Source organism: Aeromonas sp. 2HA2, from assembly GCF_029237345.1.
Classification (GTDB): domain Bacteria; phylum Pseudomonadota; class Gammaproteobacteria; order Enterobacterales; family Aeromonadaceae; genus Aeromonas; species Aeromonas salmonicida.
The window spans coordinates 20,030-35,883 of sequence record NZ_JAACGB010000015.1 but is presented as its reverse complement, the minus strand read 5'-3'; the positions used below and the strand labels follow the sequence as shown (position 1 = coordinate 35,883).

The following is a 15,854-nucleotide window of genomic DNA, read 5'->3' as shown; positions in this document are numbered from 1 at the left end:
AACGGCCCCACGGCAAAAATAAGGGGTGGGGCGCGCTCTGCAAAAGAGTGCCCCACCTATTAGCGGTTAACGTTGCCGCGCAGTTGCAGCTCGAACTTGTCGCTTTCACTGGCCGCCACCGACTGCAAAATGGTGCGGATAACCCAAATCGGGAAGTTGGCCGATTTGGTGTTGAACCGCAGCACGTTGCCGGTGGCCCAACCTGTGCCCCAGCCCCGCTTGTCCAGCCGAAAATAGGGCTGGCCATTGTTGGGGTTGACCGGGGCAAAGTCGGTGTTCACGTCACCCAGCGCTATCTGGCCCACGTTCTCCCCGACCAGCACAAAGGAGGTGCTGGACTGGAAGATGATCGCCCAGCGCTCCTCTATGGTGGCCCGGTTGGTCACCACCAGAGGAAAGTCGGTGTCGTTGTACTGGGCCGTTGACTGGTCGCCGTCCACGTAGTCCTGCCATTTATTCGTCCATACCTTCTGGTCGAACAGACTGGTGTAACGGGACCACAGATCCCCCATGATGAGCGCGCTCGACACATGGGTGTCACTGGCGTCATAGGCATGGGACAAGGGCCGGGCCAGAGTGAGACGGCCGGAGATCTCCACATCGGTGACCAGGCTCATGTCCTCGATGCGATGCTCCACCGCCAACGGCTCCAGATAACCGGTCAGGTCTAATGGACTGCTAAGCGCGACGATCCCGCTGTCCAGGTTGACGCTGTAAAGCGCCTGCGCCAGTTGCTTGCCGTCCTTGTCCTCCACATGGGCATAAGCCAGCCGCTCACGGTTGGTATTGAGCTGCTGCCCCGCAGTGACCCCCATCGGAAAGGCACTGCGGCGGGTGGAATGCACCACAGCGATATTGCCCTTGCGGATAAACGGCACCCGGCCGTCAGACGGCAGCCGCACCGGATCCAGCCCTATGATGTCGGCATCGAGCGGCAGATAGCTGAACACCACGCAGTTGAACCGGATGGTGTCAGCCACCACGCTGATGGGCTTCCAGATCTTGCCATCTTCCCCCACGGCCTCGGCGTCATACCAGGGCTGGCTTTCGTTGCCGGCGGCCGTGACCTTACGGCCAAAGCGCACCTGCACGATGCCGGTCTGGTAGCTCACCCGGCCATCCATGTCGGTGGTGGTGAAATAGCCGTCCCCGTCTGCCGTGGCCTCGATACGGCGCCCGCTCGCGGTGTTGGCGCTGATGTAGAGGCTACCCGGGGCCAATGGGGCGCCCGGGGTGCGGAAGGTCACCGCATCCACCGACTGGGCGCTGAACGAGGTGGCCAGCGACAGCAGCGCAGGCTGGGCCGCCTGCCCTGCTGCCCAGTCAGCCAGCACCGCCAACCCGTTGGAATAGTCGATGGTGCCTGCCTGAATGCCAGAGCCGGTTTCAGGGTCGGGGTTGCGATAGAGCAGGCCTTGGCGGTCAACGTAGGTGCTTCCCCCTAAGGTAAAGCGCATCGAGCCCTCCAGGATCGCCTCGGCAAAGCCGGGGGTCACGTCGATACGCAGCGCCTGCGCGGTCAGGGTGGCATTCTGGGCCTGCGCACTGTTGTTGTTGCGGTAGGTCACATCCACCCAGCCCTGCTCACCATCGGGGAAGGTGTACGCCGTGGTGTGGTACTCGATCCCGGTCATGGTCCAGCGCTGCACCGCCAGCAGGTTGTTGCCATCCCAGCGGGTGCCCACCGTCACCCAGGCATAGGTCGGCTTGGGCAAGGGGGCGCTGCCGTCCGGCATGAAATGCAGGGTGCCGGCCGTGTAGTCGATGGCACCCAGCTCCACCCCGCTGGCATCGCGCAGCTTGCCCTGACCGTCATCGCGCAAGGTGATGATGGGGTCGCGGGTCTCAATCACCAGCTCCTGATCGTCCACGTCAAACTTGTGGTACAGGGCATTGAACTTGACGAACACCGAGCCCGGGGTGAGGTTGGTCGCCCCACCGCCCGAGCCGTCCAGGGTGATGGAGAGGTGCCCCACCTGCCCCGGTGTGCTCAACCGCCCCGGTTCGATATGGCGCTCGGTCACCGGCTCACCGTACTGATATTGGGCCGCATACTCCTGGCCAAGGGCTGGCAGGGTGATGTGCTCCAGATCGATGATGCCCTCGGCATAGTTGATGGTGCCGGTGATGTCGCCCCGGATCTTGCCATCCCCCACCGAATCGTTGGCGGTCAGGCCGGCGCCCCAGGTCAGGATCAGGCTCTTTGGGGTGATCCCGGTGTGGGGCAGTTGCCAGGCGCTCTTGCTGATGCTGATCGCCTGGCCGCTGCGGTTGGTGTAGTTCACCGGGGTGGCCCAGCTGAACATGATGGAGGTGTCCACATCCGGCAGCGCCCCCAGGGTCAGCATGACCGAGCCGGTGGCCAGATTGATGGTGCCCGAGCCATAGGAGAGATCCGCACCGCGCAGCTCCCCTCGCCCGTTATCCTTCAGGTCGTACCATTTCCCCTGCGCCATGAATGACACAGTGGTGGTGCCCGGTGCCGGGGTCGGCATCAGGGTGATGGTGTAGGCATAACCGCGGTTGTTCGCCTTGACCTCGATCCGCGCCGTGTCGGCAATCCGTGATGGACGGGCGGCTGGCCAGAAGCTCACCGTTTTGCTGGCCGCGCCGTAGTTCGGGCACTGGGCATTGAACTCACATTGACCACGGCCATAGTCGATGGCACCGATTATCGTGCCGGCCACCACCAGGTCGCCGCCCCGGTCGGTGATCACCGCCGCCCCGATAGTGATGGTCACTGTGCCGGGCTTGGCGCCGCTGCCAAGGAACAGGCCCCGGCTCGGGGCGATATTGGCGGCCGTGTTGAAGCTCACCAGCCCCTGGCCAGAATCCACCAGACTGGCCAGCTCACCGGCGGCGGTGAGATCCACGGCCGGGGTTTCGCTGCGGGCCGCCGGCACCAGCTGGGTAAAAATGGTCTTGGCCTTCACCTGCAGGGCGCCGAACGCCGCATCTTCCGCCATCTTGGTGCTGGTATAGTAGTTGGCCGCATCGGCCACCACGGTTTCGCGCAGGCTGGTCTTGACGTTGGTCACCACGTCATAGGGGGTCGGCTGTTCCCCCTCGAAGGTGAAGCGCAGGGGATCGGCCAGGGTGCAGGTGATGACGTTGCGGGTGAACTCTGGCACCCCCTGCACCTGGAACTTGGCCAGCTGCTGATTCACTTCAAGGACGCGCACATACTGCTCGAACTCGCCGGCCTTGTCCTCGTTGCCGACCAGCACCAGGGTCTCGCCAATCTCTGGCAGGCGCACCTCGACCCGCTGGAAGAAGCGGATCGCCCGCTGCCCTTCCAACTGGGTATCGTAGAGGAATCCCCGCCACTTGGGCCCACGCGCCAGATAGCGCTCCAGCACGTCGCGAGCGGTAGCCCGGGTGTCGTGGTGGTCTTTGGTGCTCATCAGGCACAGGCCCACGTTGGGATCGCTCGGGGGCAGCAGCACGGTGGCGTTAGCACCAAAGTAGGTATCCACGTTGTCGGTCTGGGTGGCTAGGAATACCTTGCGCAGGTTGACCACCCCATAGGCGCGGTCCAGATCTGACACGTCAGGGAAAATCGAATTGTGCTCGCCGCTGACTACCTCCTTGCCAGTGATACGGCCACCGCCATCCGGGGTGTCCGTCATCCGCTGGCTGGTCATCAGCTTGATATCTCCAGAAAGAATGGTCATGTGGTTACCTCGGTGAAATTCAGGGTCAGGGCATAGGGCTCACCCGCCTCGGGGTCAGCCATCTCGATCAAGGCCGTTACCACGACGCCGGGGCGGCGCCAGATGACGGTGCGGGCCACCCCGTCCAGCAGGGTCAGGGTCAGCAACTGACCTGGCATCGCTTCCAACGCCTTGAGGCGCTGCACGGTGGCGCGGGCGCAATGGCCCACTAGGGTAATGGGGCGCCCCTCTGGCCTTGGGGTCTCCTCCACCAGCAGCGCCCCGGAGAGGGTTGGCGTTACCACCTGTTCGACGGGAGACCAGTCAAACTCGTCGCGCCAGACCAGATCATCGGGCAGCCGCTCGCTGTTTAAGGTCACGTTCATGAGCGCAATCCCTGCTGTTTGAGAAGCTTGATAAAAGCATGGGCGTTGGCTTCATCGGCCTGCAGTTCGGCCGAGCCCCCCACCCCTTTGAGTTCTATGGTGATCCGCTCGGCCAAGGGGCGGCGTCCATCCCCAGGGGATGAGCTCGTTGGGGATGGGGGTTGAGCCGGTGGCAGGGTTTCCACCGGGGCCTTGCTGGCCACCTCCTTGGCCTGGGCCTTGCTGAGCTCCGCCTTGAGCTGGGCCCGCATGGCCTCCATCTCCTTTTGGAACTTCTCGCCGTAATACTTGCTCCACTCGCTATAGGCCGGAATGTCTTTGACCTTCTGGCTGTAGCGGGCCAGCTCCTCTTCCACGCCTGCAAGCGTGTTGGCCAGGCCATCGGCATTGCCGCGCAGGCTGTTGATATCCACGCTCTTGTAATAGAAAGATCCGGCATTGACGGTGCGGGTGTTGCCGTTGCCACCTCCACCGCCAGAGAGGCTGGTGTTGGTCTGCTCGGCCTCGTCCTGCACGCCCTTGAGCCCGGCCCGCATGGCATCGGTCGCCCCCTTGGCTCGCGCGGCGGCCTCATCAAAACCATCGCCAATCGCCGCCACTGCCTTTTTGGCCTCACCGCTGCCCCCTTTCACTTTGCTCATGGCATCGCTTGCGATGGCCATGGAGCGGGCCAGCGCATCGCCGGTGATCTTGCCTTGGGCGGCCAGCTGCTGCTGGCGCTCGATCACCGCATCGAGCTCGGCCTTGGTCTTGGCGCTGTTGTAGGCACTGGCCAGCGCCTCCTCGATGGCGGCTGCGCTGGTGCCGGTGTGCTGTACCAGCACATCCAACGCGCCCAAGGTCTTCTGAAAGCCCGCACCGATACGGCCATTGGCCCGCTCGAAGTCCAGCCCCAGCACCTCGAAGGCCTTGGCCAGCTTGGCCGGGCCATCCGCCGCCGTCTGCTTGGCCACGGCATTGATTTCGCCTAGGTAGTCGCGAGTAGCCTTGGCCTCATCCCCCAGGGCTTTGACGGCGGCGGCACCCTGTCGCCAGCTGCCGGTGGCCTCGTCGTAATGCACCTTGCCATCACGCACAGCGCGATCGAGGTCCGCCATGCTGGTGATGGCCACCCCCAGCTCAGCCGACAGTGCCGCAAACTGGCCGTTGAGACGGGCCTGAGTTTCCGAGCGCAGGGTCTGCGCCTCTCTGAGGGCAAGCTCGGCCTGCACCAGTTGGCGCAGGGCTGCGGCGAACTGGGTGATCTGGATGATGGCCTCCACCGTCACGGCGGCCAGTAACCCTTTGACCGCCGCCCCCAAGGCCCTGACGCCGATGGCCGCACCTGCCGCCACGGTACCGGCCGTGGTCATGCCACCTGCCGCCGTGGGTAGAGCGATAAACTGGGCATAGAGGCTGCGCAGATCCCCGATCCAGCCGACAATCTTGAGCCCCACCCACGCCTGAGCCAGCACGGTCAGCGCGGTGCGCCACTCAGAGAGGGTCTGGATCAGGGACTTGAGAGTTTCCCCCAGGGTGATAAAGCCATCGGAAAGACGCTGCGCCCAGGCTTGCAGGCGGCCATCCCTGGCCATCGCTTCAAACTCGGCATTGAGGGTGGCCAGCTGGCCCTTGAGCCAATCCAGCGCACCGGACTCGCTCACCAGGCGATAGAACTTGGCCAGGTTGTCCTGGGCGTTGGAGATAAGCCCGGAGAGCAGGCTCATGTTGTCACGGGCGGCCCCGGAGGATTGGGCCGCAATCTCGTTCATCAGGGCCGCAATGGTGTCGCGGCCGAGCTTGCCGGCTTCCGAGAGCTTCTGCAGCTCGGCGGTATTCTTGCCGGTGACCTGCTCCAGCAGTTGCCACACCGGCACTCCCCGTTCGATGAGTTGCAGGATCTCCTCCCCCTGCAGCTTCTGTTTGGCCCATGCCTGGCCTAGCGCCAGGGAAATGCCCTGCACCTCTTCAAAGCCACCACCGAGCTTGTAGGCTTGATCGACGATGCCCAGCATGGCCCCCGCCATGGGGTCGATGCCGAAGGCTTTCAGGCGGACAAACACCTGAGTCACTTCATCGAGCTGCAGCGGGGTATTCTTGGCGAAATCCTGGATCCAAGCGCTGGCCTCGGCCCCACCGGCAATAGAGCCCATCACCGCCTTGAGCTGCACGTCGAGACGCTCTGCCTGATCACCGGTCTTGAACATAGACACCAGCTGGGTGGTCAAGGTCTGCAGCCCGAACCAGGTACCCGCCAAGGCCAGCAAGCGGCCCGTCAGGCTACCGATCGCCCCCTGAAAGCCATTGGCCCGCTGGCTGCACTGGCTAAGTTCGCGCCCCAGCCGCTCGGTCTGGGCGACCGTCTGGACCAGTTCACGCTGCAGGCGCTGCTGCTCTTGGCCCAAGTTGCGGGTATCTAGCCCGGATTGGGTGAGGCCTGCGTGCAAGCGGGTATGGCTGGCGGCCTGAGCGACCAGCTGGCGCTCCAGCTGGCGCTCCAGCTGCTTGACCTCGGAGGCCAGCAGCCGTTCCTGGTCAGCCAGCGCCTTTGCGTCCCCCGTGCCCGCCTGTTGCTCGGCACGCAACTGCGCCAGCTTGTCACGGCTCAGCACTGTCGCCAGCTCAAGCTGGGTCAGAGCGGCTTTGGCATCATTGAACTGCTGGATCAGCGCCTGCTGCTGGCTTAAGTCTTCCAGGGTACTGGCAAGGCGGGCGGTCTCAGCGGCAGTCTCGTCAGAAATGGGGCCCAGTTCCCGCACCTCTCCCGCCAACGCAACCAGATCCTCGCGGCCGGTAACCTTGGCCGCCAGCTCAAGCGCGAGTTTCAGGGTAGAGGACGTGGGCATGAGGCATTCCTGAGAGATTCAGATATGCCTTATTGTGAAGAAGTTGGAAAATCTAGGGATTTATTGCCCATTACTAAAATCATCTTTACAACATAAAAACAACACCCTTCATGGGCTCGCTATAGAAAATCAATTGGATCCATTTTTTGATGAATTAATTTTCAATTGATGATATTATTGTCAAAAGCAATTTGATAGATAGGTCTTTGAAATGTATAGAATAGCTTCATTTTTTTTAATCTACATTATAACTGCCAACATTTCCTATGCTGTTGACATATCAAAGCCATTCATTTGCCCTGATATTAGTCCAAACACGATCCAATTAGACAGTGGAAAACTGAAGATTGGTGCATCAATTTATTATATGTCAAATGAAAATCTGTCATCTCTTGATTGGCTTACTAACTCTGAGTTCATTAGCCCTGATCGAAAAAACATCATTTATATTATGCAGGATCAGAGATCTGGGAATATCGACGTTTCATATATGAAACTATCAAATACTATCGACTCCATCATGCCAGGAATCGACATAGATAAATTCAAGGTGATAGAAAAAATAAGTTATGATATCGGCAGAGAAAAACCAAGTTATTTAAAAGGTAATAACTTGGGATGTATAAACATAAAATAAATGGTATCTACAATGAAACAAGCAATTATTTTACTCTTGCTCTTTCCCTTATCAATATTCGCTATGGAATCAGATTGGACTGTAGGGAAAGATAACTGCACTGCTTATAGCAGACCTACATATATTGATGACAATGCAATATATTTAGCAGCATCGATAACTGAATCCGGATCTTTGCGCGGTTTTTTCTTATATACAATGACTAATGGTGTTAACCCTATTGATGGGGCCCAGGCAGTTCGAATAAATGGTAACGATATGCGATTTGCAGTAACTACGCCCACAGCTAAAACAATTTTACTTGAGCCTCAAGAACCCAAAGACACTATGTATCTATTGCAGTCAGCTACAACGGGTTCACTCAAGTTCAACGACGCTGTCATTAAAACTGCAGGAGCAAAAAGTACAATTGATTATCTGTTTGAAAACTGTAGCAACTAACATGGTTTTAACTTTGTAGACATCAACATTTAAAATTAAGAATATTTCCTATAGTTCACACACGCCAACGACTCCCGACTGGTGACTTTGGCCACCGACTCAAAGGCAAGTGTCAGTGTGTTATAGATAGATTCTATTTGTACACAATTTTAATGAGGTATTCGTGCATATTTTAATTTCAACTTTCATAGCTGCTCTAATTGGAGCTATCTATTCACTAGCAGTGTACTGTTTAAAACCAGATAAATTCTGGGACTGGTTAAATGTACTTATAAGCTCTGGGCTATCATTTTTTCTTGCTGTGCTCTGTGGTATGTATCTATTCAAATTGCAGGGTACTGCCAGAGATCTCGCTGAACGTAAAGCACTACAAAACCTACTATCCGCTGAATTCTCTGATTTACTTAGAATTCTTGGTGATTCATCGAGAATGGAAATAACTCTCCCAAGTGGCAATAAAAGGAAAATTCTTATTGCTTTGGTTCATCCTCTAGCTATTGATAAATCCGCTCTTAGCAGTCTATTTTCGAAATTGGAAAGTGAGAACCTTCTCCATCTTGCTCGTAAATTAAAGATGCTTAATTTTAAATCCGAATATTTAATGAGTACTATTCAGGCTGGAGCGGATGAACAGTTTATTCTTCACGCAGCTGACAATCTTGATGAAACTCGTATTGCGATTATTAGCGACTTAGGCCATCTTGCATTACAGCTGAAACTATCCATAAACAACAACTATCCTGACTAGGATCAGTTGATCTTACAAGAACTGCTGGATTGATTAGCTCCACATATTTAAAGCTACTAACCAGATAAACGGCGGATTTCCCCGCCGTTTTTCATTTCACTATCGTCAAACAGTCTCCGGCCGGTCCACATAGAAGGGGGCGGTCTCGCCATCCAAGGCCAGCAGCTCCCCTTCCAGCTCGATCTCAATAGGTTTGTCACTGAGGAAATCCACCGCCTTCTTGGGGGCCAGACTGGCGCGGGGCACCGTCAGAATGATGGACTCCCCGCCGATCACGCTGCGCCCATCCAGAGTCAGCTTGGCCTTCACCTCAGGCTGCACGTTGCCGGCGATGCGCGAACCTGTGACGGCGTTATAGCTGCCGCTCAACGTCACCGGTCCGCCATCTGCCACGGCGCCCGCCTTGGTGGCCCGCAGCAACCCCAGGGCATAGTTGATCTCGAAGTCAGTGCCGAGCACCAAGGCAGTGGCCCCCTCCTTCACCACCAGGCCGGTGGCCGAGAGGTTGGTCTTGCCAAGCGACAACCATTTCGGATGGGCCGGCAGGGTCAGCGGCACATCAGCCAAGGTTCCCGCCCCCTGATTGATAGGGCTCTCCAGTCCCATAAAGGCAGCGGCCAGCAGGACCGGCGGGATCTCGCTGGTCTTGATAGTGACAGTGGCGGGCTTGGGCACGAAGTAGGTCTCCCGCGCCTGACCCAGCTTGCCCTTGCGCTTGCTCGGAATGCTGATCTTCTCGCTGTCCGGTTTGACCTCCAGGCTGTTGACGTCCACCGGGCCTATCACCCCGTTCGACACGTTGTTGGTGAAGGTCTCGATATAGAGATCCCCTTCCAGGTGCAATGTTTCGCTCATCAGCGTTCTCCCTTGAACTTCACTGTCGTCTTGAAGGCAAGGGGCAAATACGCCACCCCTCCCTTGTAGCTCGGCCGAACCGGTGCGGTTTCACGCCGAAAGGTACTGTCTCCGCAGGCCCGTCCGGCAACGGCCTGCAGCATCCGCCCCATCCACACACCCGCGCCGGCCTCCTTCGGGCTGGCGCGATGCACCAGCACCAACAGCCAGACCTGATCGAACGCGCTTTGCCGCCCGGATTGGGTGGTGTCGTTCTCCCGCTCGCCCTGGTAAATCACATGAATGGCAGGGGTATGCTGACCCAGGTTGGCCACCGCATCTAGGTCGGTGGCCACAAACACCTCCTTGATCCCTTTCGCCTTCAATGGCAGCAGCAGTTCGCGCAGCCGCTCACCAGCCGCCAGATAGTCGAGCTCAGGGGATGGAGTGCTGGCTTGAGTGCTCATAGAAAGCCCCCACTGCTTCGGCCAAAGACCCGGCCATCAGACTGCAACTGGGCCAGGTTCTGGCTCTCCACCTGCTCGCCATCGGCCGTCAGGCCAAGCGCCAGCTCCCCCTTGCCCACCAACTTGAGGAAGACCAGGGCGGCCTCATTGCGCTTGGCGATCTGCTCCGGCGCCTGTTCACCATAGAGGCGGTGACGAGCGATATCGGCGCAGATGGGGACCAGGGCACTCGGAATATGCGCCAGCGGCAAGGGGTAGCGCCCTGCCAGGTAGCCATCGATCAAGGCTCTGGCATCTTGCAGGGCGATGGTGATGGCGGACTGATCCAGCTCGCCGGCCGGCGTCATGGCGAGGCGCAGCAGCTCCGCCTCACCAAACCGGATCACCATGTCATTGACGCTGGCGTAGCTCATTTGCCCTTATCCTTACCACTGGCGGGCTTGGCGACAGACGCCTGGCTTTCGGGCTCTGTGCTCAGACCACCCACTGCTGCGTCCAGATCCCCGCTCGTCTGCGGTGGGTCAGCTGGCGAAAGCTCGGCGTCCTCAACCAACCGCACGACCACCAGACGCGGATCGGCCTCCAGGGTCTCGCACTGCAGAGGCGACACAGCCATCTCAGACTTGCCTGGATCAATCGGCAGGCCCGCTCGGAAATAGACCTGACGAAGCGTAGATGTAATGCCAACTCGAATAGCCTGTTCCATCTCGTGTTCCATCTCATGTTTCCCTCTTTCATATCTGGTCGAGGCCTGTTTAAACGGGGAGTTAAACGCCAATCCTGTGGCCGTTTAACCCCCGTTCAAGCAGGGAGTGACAGCCCTGGGTTACAAATAATCCGCCACTACCAGCTTCAACTTGCCCTTGAGCTCGTTGCTGCTGCTATCGGACAGCTCCCGCTCCAGCATCTTGGTCGCCAGCTTCTCCAGCGACGGCGGTACCACCAGCAGAGTCGGCTTCACACCGAGCTTGCGGCCGCCATCCGCCTGGAATTCCCGCATCCTGGAGAAGGCATCCCACAAGTTGTCTGGGGTGAGTGCCCGTTTGTTGGCGAACGCCAGCTGCCAGAAACCAAAGCCGGCGGCATCGCGGCAATCCACCCCGTAGCGGAACTCCTTGCGGGTGAACACGGCTTCATCGTCGATCTTGGTCATGGCGATGAGCTGCGGCGCCTTGCGTTCCTGGAAGATGATGGGTTTGAGGGCGCGGCTGGTATCGAGCAGGAACCAGGGCTCGCCGGCATATGCGCCATCCACCACCAGGTTAGCACTCAGTACCGGAGTCCCTGTGCCATCGGCCTTGGGATAGACAGGGTGATCGGTGTCGAAGAAATACTGGGAGTCATAGCAGGGCGTGGTGAAGCCAGCCCCGAGCAGGCCAAAGCAGAGCTCGTCGGGATGTACCCCTGCCGCCAGACCCATCTCCTGGAACAAGGGGGCATAGATACCCAGCTCATCGTCCTCGATATCGTTGCGATCGACCCCCACTGTGGCCTCGAAGTCTTCGTTGACGATCTGGTAACCGTGCGCCTTCATCGACTCGATCACCCGATCCCCGACCCACTTGCGCAGGCTGGGAAACTTGCCGAGCCAGCCATAGGTGTTGGATTTGGTGGTCGATTTGATCACAGTCGCGATCTCGGTGTACTGGGTCGGCGCCTCCCCCTTGGCGTCTTCAAAGTTCTTCTTGAAGCCGGTGAACAGGGCCTGCAGCAACGCGGGTGTAATGATGGCCATAGCTGTGTTCCTTCTCTGGATAAACGAGGTGGTGAGTCGCGCGCTTAAGCCTGCTTGGCCTTGGCGAACGCCTCATGGGTAATACCGAGCTGATCGGCGGCGTAACGGTCCTCGGCCGAGAGCACGGCGTCACCCTTCTTCTCGGGCAGGGTGACGGCGGTGGTCTGGCTGGCGGCCAACGCTGCTATGGCCGGACGCGGATCCAGCAGCGCCTTGAGGGCGGCCACCCCTTTCTGTGCGGCGTAGGCGGTCAGATACTCCTCTTCGGCGGCCACCACCTTGCCCTGGGTGCGGGCATCCTTGATCAGAGTCGCCGCATCTGTGGTATCCACCTGGGCAGTCAGGGCCGCTACCTGGGTGACCAGGGCGTTATAGGTCGCCACCGGCACGTATTGGGCCAGGTCAATCTGGCCATCCGCTTGGGTGCCCGAGGCGGTCGCCTTGAGGGCTGCCAGCGATGCCTTCTCTGCTGAGAGAGCAGCCTCCAGCTCCGGCGCCTTCTTGGCACTGGCCTGCAGGGTATCGAGGGCCGCCAGTGCGGCTGTGCCCTGCTCGGCGGTCAGCTGACCATCGGCTCCCGGCTGGATGCCGAGTTTGCCGAGCAGCGCGATCAAGTGCTCGTTCATGGATTTCTCCTTTTGTACAACATGGGATGGAGTGGCCAGCTGGCCGGGTTGGGTAGACATAAGGCTTGAAGCGGGTAGCGCACTCAGGGCCGCCAGTGCCTGCATCCCCACCACACCCGGGTCGTTGGTGATGGCAGTCATGCGCAGCTCCAGCGGGCGACCCAGGGCGTCATAGGGGAAAACGGCAGACAGGAAGCGGTACTCTTTGGCCGCCACCAGGGCGGCAGCGCGATCTGTCCAGCGCGGCTTGATAAAGAGGCCCGCCCCTTCGCGCCACTCGATTTCGTCGGCGTTGTACCAGCCAGCCGCAGGGGCAGGCTGGCCGTTCTGGTCGGTCTTGAGGGTCTGGTGGTCGTAGTCGATGAGGATGTCTTGCCCCAGCCCTTTGGCGCGGGCAATCAGGGCGGCGGCGATCTGCCCGTCCAGTTGCCAGTGGCCACTCGCCACATCGAACGGGCGACCGTCACGGGCCTTGAAGGGGCCGACCGGCAGCAGCTGGTACCAGCCATCGCCTTGGGGAGTGAGTTGCGCATCAAGCACCGCCAGCCGCTCCCCGCTGACGGGGTTGGCTTGGAGGATGGCCACGAAAGGCACCGAGTATGGGGTCTTGGATATGTTCATGCCGCCATAGTGCGGCGGCATGAAGGGGGATGGGGTTTATGGTGGGTTAGAGATATGACGACACAGGCATTCGCCGCACTTCTAGCTATCAGAAGTTATTCATATTGCCCAGAAACCGGTTAAGACAGTTACATCAACCTCAACGAAACAGCATTTTTTTCAAGGTGTTATCTTTGAAATAGTAGTGGTGAAGCAAGGCAGCAAAGGCATGTACACCCACTAGGGTAATAAACACATTACCTATCGTCTGGTGGAAATTGCCCAACTCATGCAGCAGGGGGCCCGGTTTTCCCATCAAGGGTAGATCGAACAGAATGGCGTCAAAGTAAGTAACTTTACCAGAGAGTTTCAGCCAACCAGTCACTGGTGTCAGTAGCATGAGAAGATAGAGCACGCCGTGACCTACCCTGGCGACCAGGGTCAGCCATGGGGTATGAGCCGTCACTTCCGGCACCGTCATAAGACGACGGACAAACAAACGACATAGCACCAAAACGAACAATAAACTGCCACTCAATACATGGACTTGGCCGACGAGGAAGTCCATGTAAGTAGCCCCCCGAGTCGGATCACCACTCGTAGCATAGGCAGTCAACACAAGAATCACTGTCATCCAATGGATGACGATCAGAGGGGACGGGTATTTGTCCATGATTATTCCTTAATAGCACTACTATAAATAGTAAAGTCCGTTCGAGTACCCAATGAATGTAGTCAGACTCAATTAAGCGAGACTTAAGCCGCATTGAATAATAAAGGGACCATTTGGTCCCTTTATTGATTAACCACATTTACCACAGATGCAGCAGGTTTCGCCCCGTCAGTGCACCCCATGCCACCAGGTTCATCATCAGCGTGATGAAGACGGCGGCAGAGCCGAGATCCTTGGCCCGGCCGGAGAGTTCATGATGCTCATGACCAATGCGATCCACAACTGCCTCAATGGCAGAGTTGAGGATCTCGAGTACAACAATGGACCAGGCCAGAACAAGCAAGAACAGTGTCTGTAGCAACTCGTTGCCCACCACAAAGGCCAGCGGTGTCAGCAAGAGGATCAGAAGTAACTCTTGGCGAAATGCAGCCTCATGCCGCCAGGCCGAGCTCAATCCTTTCATGCTGTAGCCCGTGGCGTGGATCACCCGGATCAATCCGGTGGCTCCTGGTTTAGCCATTCACGACCCCCTATCAACGTATTGGTTATTGTGTTGCCCTGCACGGTTGGAACATGTCCAACTGCGGGTTGTAAACTTGGCTATTCACCTCCCACAACCCCAGCACAGACGAGAAAAGGTTATCGTGGGAGTAACGCTTGCTCTCCGCGTTGGTACGCAGACAACCGATGTCCATGCCCTTCTCCTGTATGAAGCCGGGAGACATCCAGACCTGCATAGGAACCCGAGTCTGATCATCCGGGGCGAACTTGTAGGGGGTACCATGCAAATACAGCCCCATAGCACCCAGAGACTCTCCGTGATCCGACAGGTAGATAAGGGCCGTGTTGTAGTTCGACTCGTACTGCTTGAGGCGTTCGATCAACTGGGCGATCACATGGTCCGTATAACGGATGGTATTGTCATAGGTGTTTTCAAGCTCCTGATCTGTACAGTTCTCAATGTCACTTCGCGGGCAATCAGGCATGAAATGGCGGAAATTCTCAGGATAGCGCTTGTAGTAAGTGGGGCCATGGCTACCGATAAGGTGCAAGGCAACCAGCTTGTCACCCTGCATGCTGGCCACTTCTGCTTTTAGATTCTCCAGCATCACTTCGTCATGACAGCTTTGCTTGTCACACAAACTGGGGTAATCACTAGGGTTGATCTCAATAGTGGGCACCCGACTACAGACGCCCTTGCAACCTCCATCATTCTCCTTCCACAGCACACTTACCTGAGTGTGCTGAAGTACATCAAGCAGGTTATCGCTGTTACGCGCCTTGTTACCGTCGAACTCATTGCGTCCCATATTAGAGAACATGCAGGGTACCGATACGGCTGTGGCGGTCCCGCAGGAACGTATGTCGTGAAACGACACCAGCCCTTCTTCTTTGGCCGTGAAGGGATTGGTGTCCTTGTGGTAGCCGTTGAGGGAGAAGTTCTTGCCGCGTGCGGTTTCGCCCACCACTAAGAACATCAGAGTCGGCTTCCCCTTATTTGGTGCGCGTGTTGCATCGGCGCCAAGTTGCTCGAACGGGATCGGAGCTTGCAAATAGCGTTTGTACACGTATCTGGCGGTGGCATAGACGAAATTGGCCGGAACCACTTCTCTATTAAGCGTAGGATTGTTGCGTCCGACCGAGGCGTAATCCTGATAGTAGAAAGCCAACACCAGCCCGACAATGGCCAGAGAAGCCAACATCGAAGCGGCACGACCTAGCAGTCCCTTGTACCAACGTACCGGGTATTCGATCTTGATAAAAAAGATCAACACGGCGGGTAATATCCCAAGGAGAATCACCCAGAGAATGGAAGACGTATTCAGATAAGAACCTGCTTCGCCACTGTTGGTTTCAAGCACGTTCTGCACCATGTCACGATCAAAGATCACCCGATATTTCATCATGGCGTAACTCGCCATTGAGCCCACGATGAACAGGAACGCGAAGAAAGGTTTGACGAAATACCGAATCGAGAACGGCATCAATACGAAATTCAGTGCTGCTACCAGGACGATAGGGATGGAGATTGCGAAACCAATTTTGAAGTGATCAAGCCCGAGCAAAATATTGGCAAAATGTAGTAACACCGGCCAGTTATGCAATATGGAAAAACCAAATGCCACTAAAAAAACAAAGGGAACGATTCTTATTTTCATTTATAAAGGTGTCCATTTACCTGTTAATAAAACATGACGCTATAGATAGATGAATAATATTCTCAACCGG

The 15,854-nt window shown here is 57.6% G+C and carries 14 protein-coding genes; 2 read left to right on the top strand and 12 right to left on the bottom strand.

Annotation, left to right across the window (positions count from 1 at the left end; all coding sequences use genetic code 11):
* Nucleotides 1-59: 59 nt before the first annotated feature.
* From GWQ29_RS17505 to GWQ29_RS17495, 3 genes are read right to left on the bottom strand one after another with little or no spacing between them, the layout of a single operon-like run.
* Nucleotides 60-3,674 carry a curculin (mannose-binding) lectin protein gene (locus GWQ29_RS17505; protein ID WP_275919950.1) on the bottom strand — a complete coding sequence of 1,205 codons (3,615 nt, stop codon included), beginning with the start codon at nucleotides 3,672-3,674 and terminating at the stop codon, nucleotides 60-62.
* Nucleotides 3,671-4,039 (bottom strand): hypothetical protein, encoded by a 369-nt coding sequence (locus GWQ29_RS17500; protein ID WP_275919949.1) that lies wholly within the window; start codon nucleotides 4,037-4,039, stop codon nucleotides 3,671-3,673. The genes GWQ29_RS17505 and GWQ29_RS17500 overlap by 4 nt, the downstream gene beginning before the upstream one ends.
* On the bottom strand, nucleotides 4,036-6,864 hold the full coding sequence (locus tag GWQ29_RS17495; protein WP_275919948.1) for a tape measure protein: 2,829 nt from the start codon (nucleotides 6,862-6,864) through the stop codon (nucleotides 4,036-4,038). Before GWQ29_RS17495 ends, GWQ29_RS17500 begins: the two co-directional genes overlap by 4 nt.
* A 649-nt stretch (nucleotides 6,865-7,513) precedes the next feature.
* Here GWQ29_RS17495 and GWQ29_RS17490 point away from each other — a divergent pair.
* A complete protein-coding gene (locus tag GWQ29_RS17490) occupies nucleotides 7,514-7,942 on the top strand; it encodes a hypothetical protein (RefSeq protein WP_275919947.1) in 429 nt (142 codons plus the stop codon).
* A 163-nt stretch (nucleotides 7,943-8,105) separates the two neighbouring features.
* Complete coding sequence (locus GWQ29_RS17485) at nucleotides 8,106-8,690, top strand: hypothetical protein (protein WP_275919946.1); 585 nt, start codon at nucleotides 8,106-8,108, stop codon at nucleotides 8,688-8,690.
* A 105-nt stretch (nucleotides 8,691-8,795) separates the two neighbouring features.
* Here GWQ29_RS17485 and GWQ29_RS17480 read toward each other — a convergent pair whose 3' ends face one another.
* From GWQ29_RS17480 to GWQ29_RS17440, 9 genes are all read right to left on the bottom strand, one after another.
* Nucleotides 8,796-9,545: a hypothetical protein gene (locus GWQ29_RS17480; RefSeq protein ID WP_275919945.1), complete on the bottom strand. Its 750-nt coding sequence runs from the start codon at nucleotides 9,543-9,545 to the stop codon at nucleotides 8,796-8,798.
* Nucleotides 9,545-9,991, bottom strand: coding sequence for a hypothetical protein (locus GWQ29_RS17475; RefSeq protein ID WP_234593669.1), 447 nt, complete (start codon nucleotides 9,989-9,991; stop codon nucleotides 9,545-9,547). The genes GWQ29_RS17480 and GWQ29_RS17475 overlap by 1 nt, the downstream gene beginning before the upstream one ends.
* Entirely contained in the window at nucleotides 9,988-10,404 is a 417-nt protein-coding gene (locus GWQ29_RS17470) for a phage protein Gp36 family protein (RefSeq protein ID WP_275919944.1), read from the bottom strand. Before GWQ29_RS17470 ends, GWQ29_RS17475 begins: the two co-directional genes overlap by 4 nt.
* Nucleotides 10,401-10,709, bottom strand: coding sequence for a hypothetical protein (locus GWQ29_RS17465; RefSeq protein ID WP_275919943.1), 309 nt, complete (start codon nucleotides 10,707-10,709; stop codon nucleotides 10,401-10,403). Before GWQ29_RS17465 ends, GWQ29_RS17470 begins: the two co-directional genes overlap by 4 nt.
* Nucleotides 10,710-10,817: 108 nt before the next feature.
* Complete coding sequence (locus GWQ29_RS17460) at nucleotides 10,818-11,726, bottom strand: Mu-like prophage major head subunit gpT family protein (protein WP_234578044.1); 909 nt, start codon at nucleotides 11,724-11,726, stop codon at nucleotides 10,818-10,820.
* A 44-nt stretch (nucleotides 11,727-11,770) separates the two neighbouring features.
* A complete protein-coding gene (locus tag GWQ29_RS17455) occupies nucleotides 11,771-12,994 on the bottom strand; it encodes a phage protease (protein WP_345893364.1) in 1,224 nt (407 codons plus the stop codon).
* A gap of 118 nt (nucleotides 12,995-13,112) precedes the next feature.
* Complete coding sequence (locus tag GWQ29_RS17450; protein ID WP_275919941.1) at nucleotides 13,113-13,625, bottom strand: cytochrome b/b6 domain-containing protein; 513 nt, start codon at nucleotides 13,623-13,625, stop codon at nucleotides 13,113-13,115.
* Between the two features lie 139 nt (nucleotides 13,626-13,764).
* Complete coding sequence (locus GWQ29_RS17445) at nucleotides 13,765-14,145, bottom strand: diacylglycerol kinase (RefSeq protein WP_275919940.1); 381 nt, start codon at nucleotides 14,143-14,145, stop codon at nucleotides 13,765-13,767.
* Nucleotides 14,146-14,170: 25 nt separating this feature from the next.
* On the bottom strand, nucleotides 14,171-15,784 hold the full coding sequence (locus tag GWQ29_RS17440) for a phosphoethanolamine--lipid A transferase (RefSeq protein ID WP_275919939.1): 1,614 nt from the start codon (nucleotides 15,782-15,784) through the stop codon (nucleotides 14,171-14,173).
* Nucleotides 15,785-15,854 lie beyond the last annotated feature (70 nt).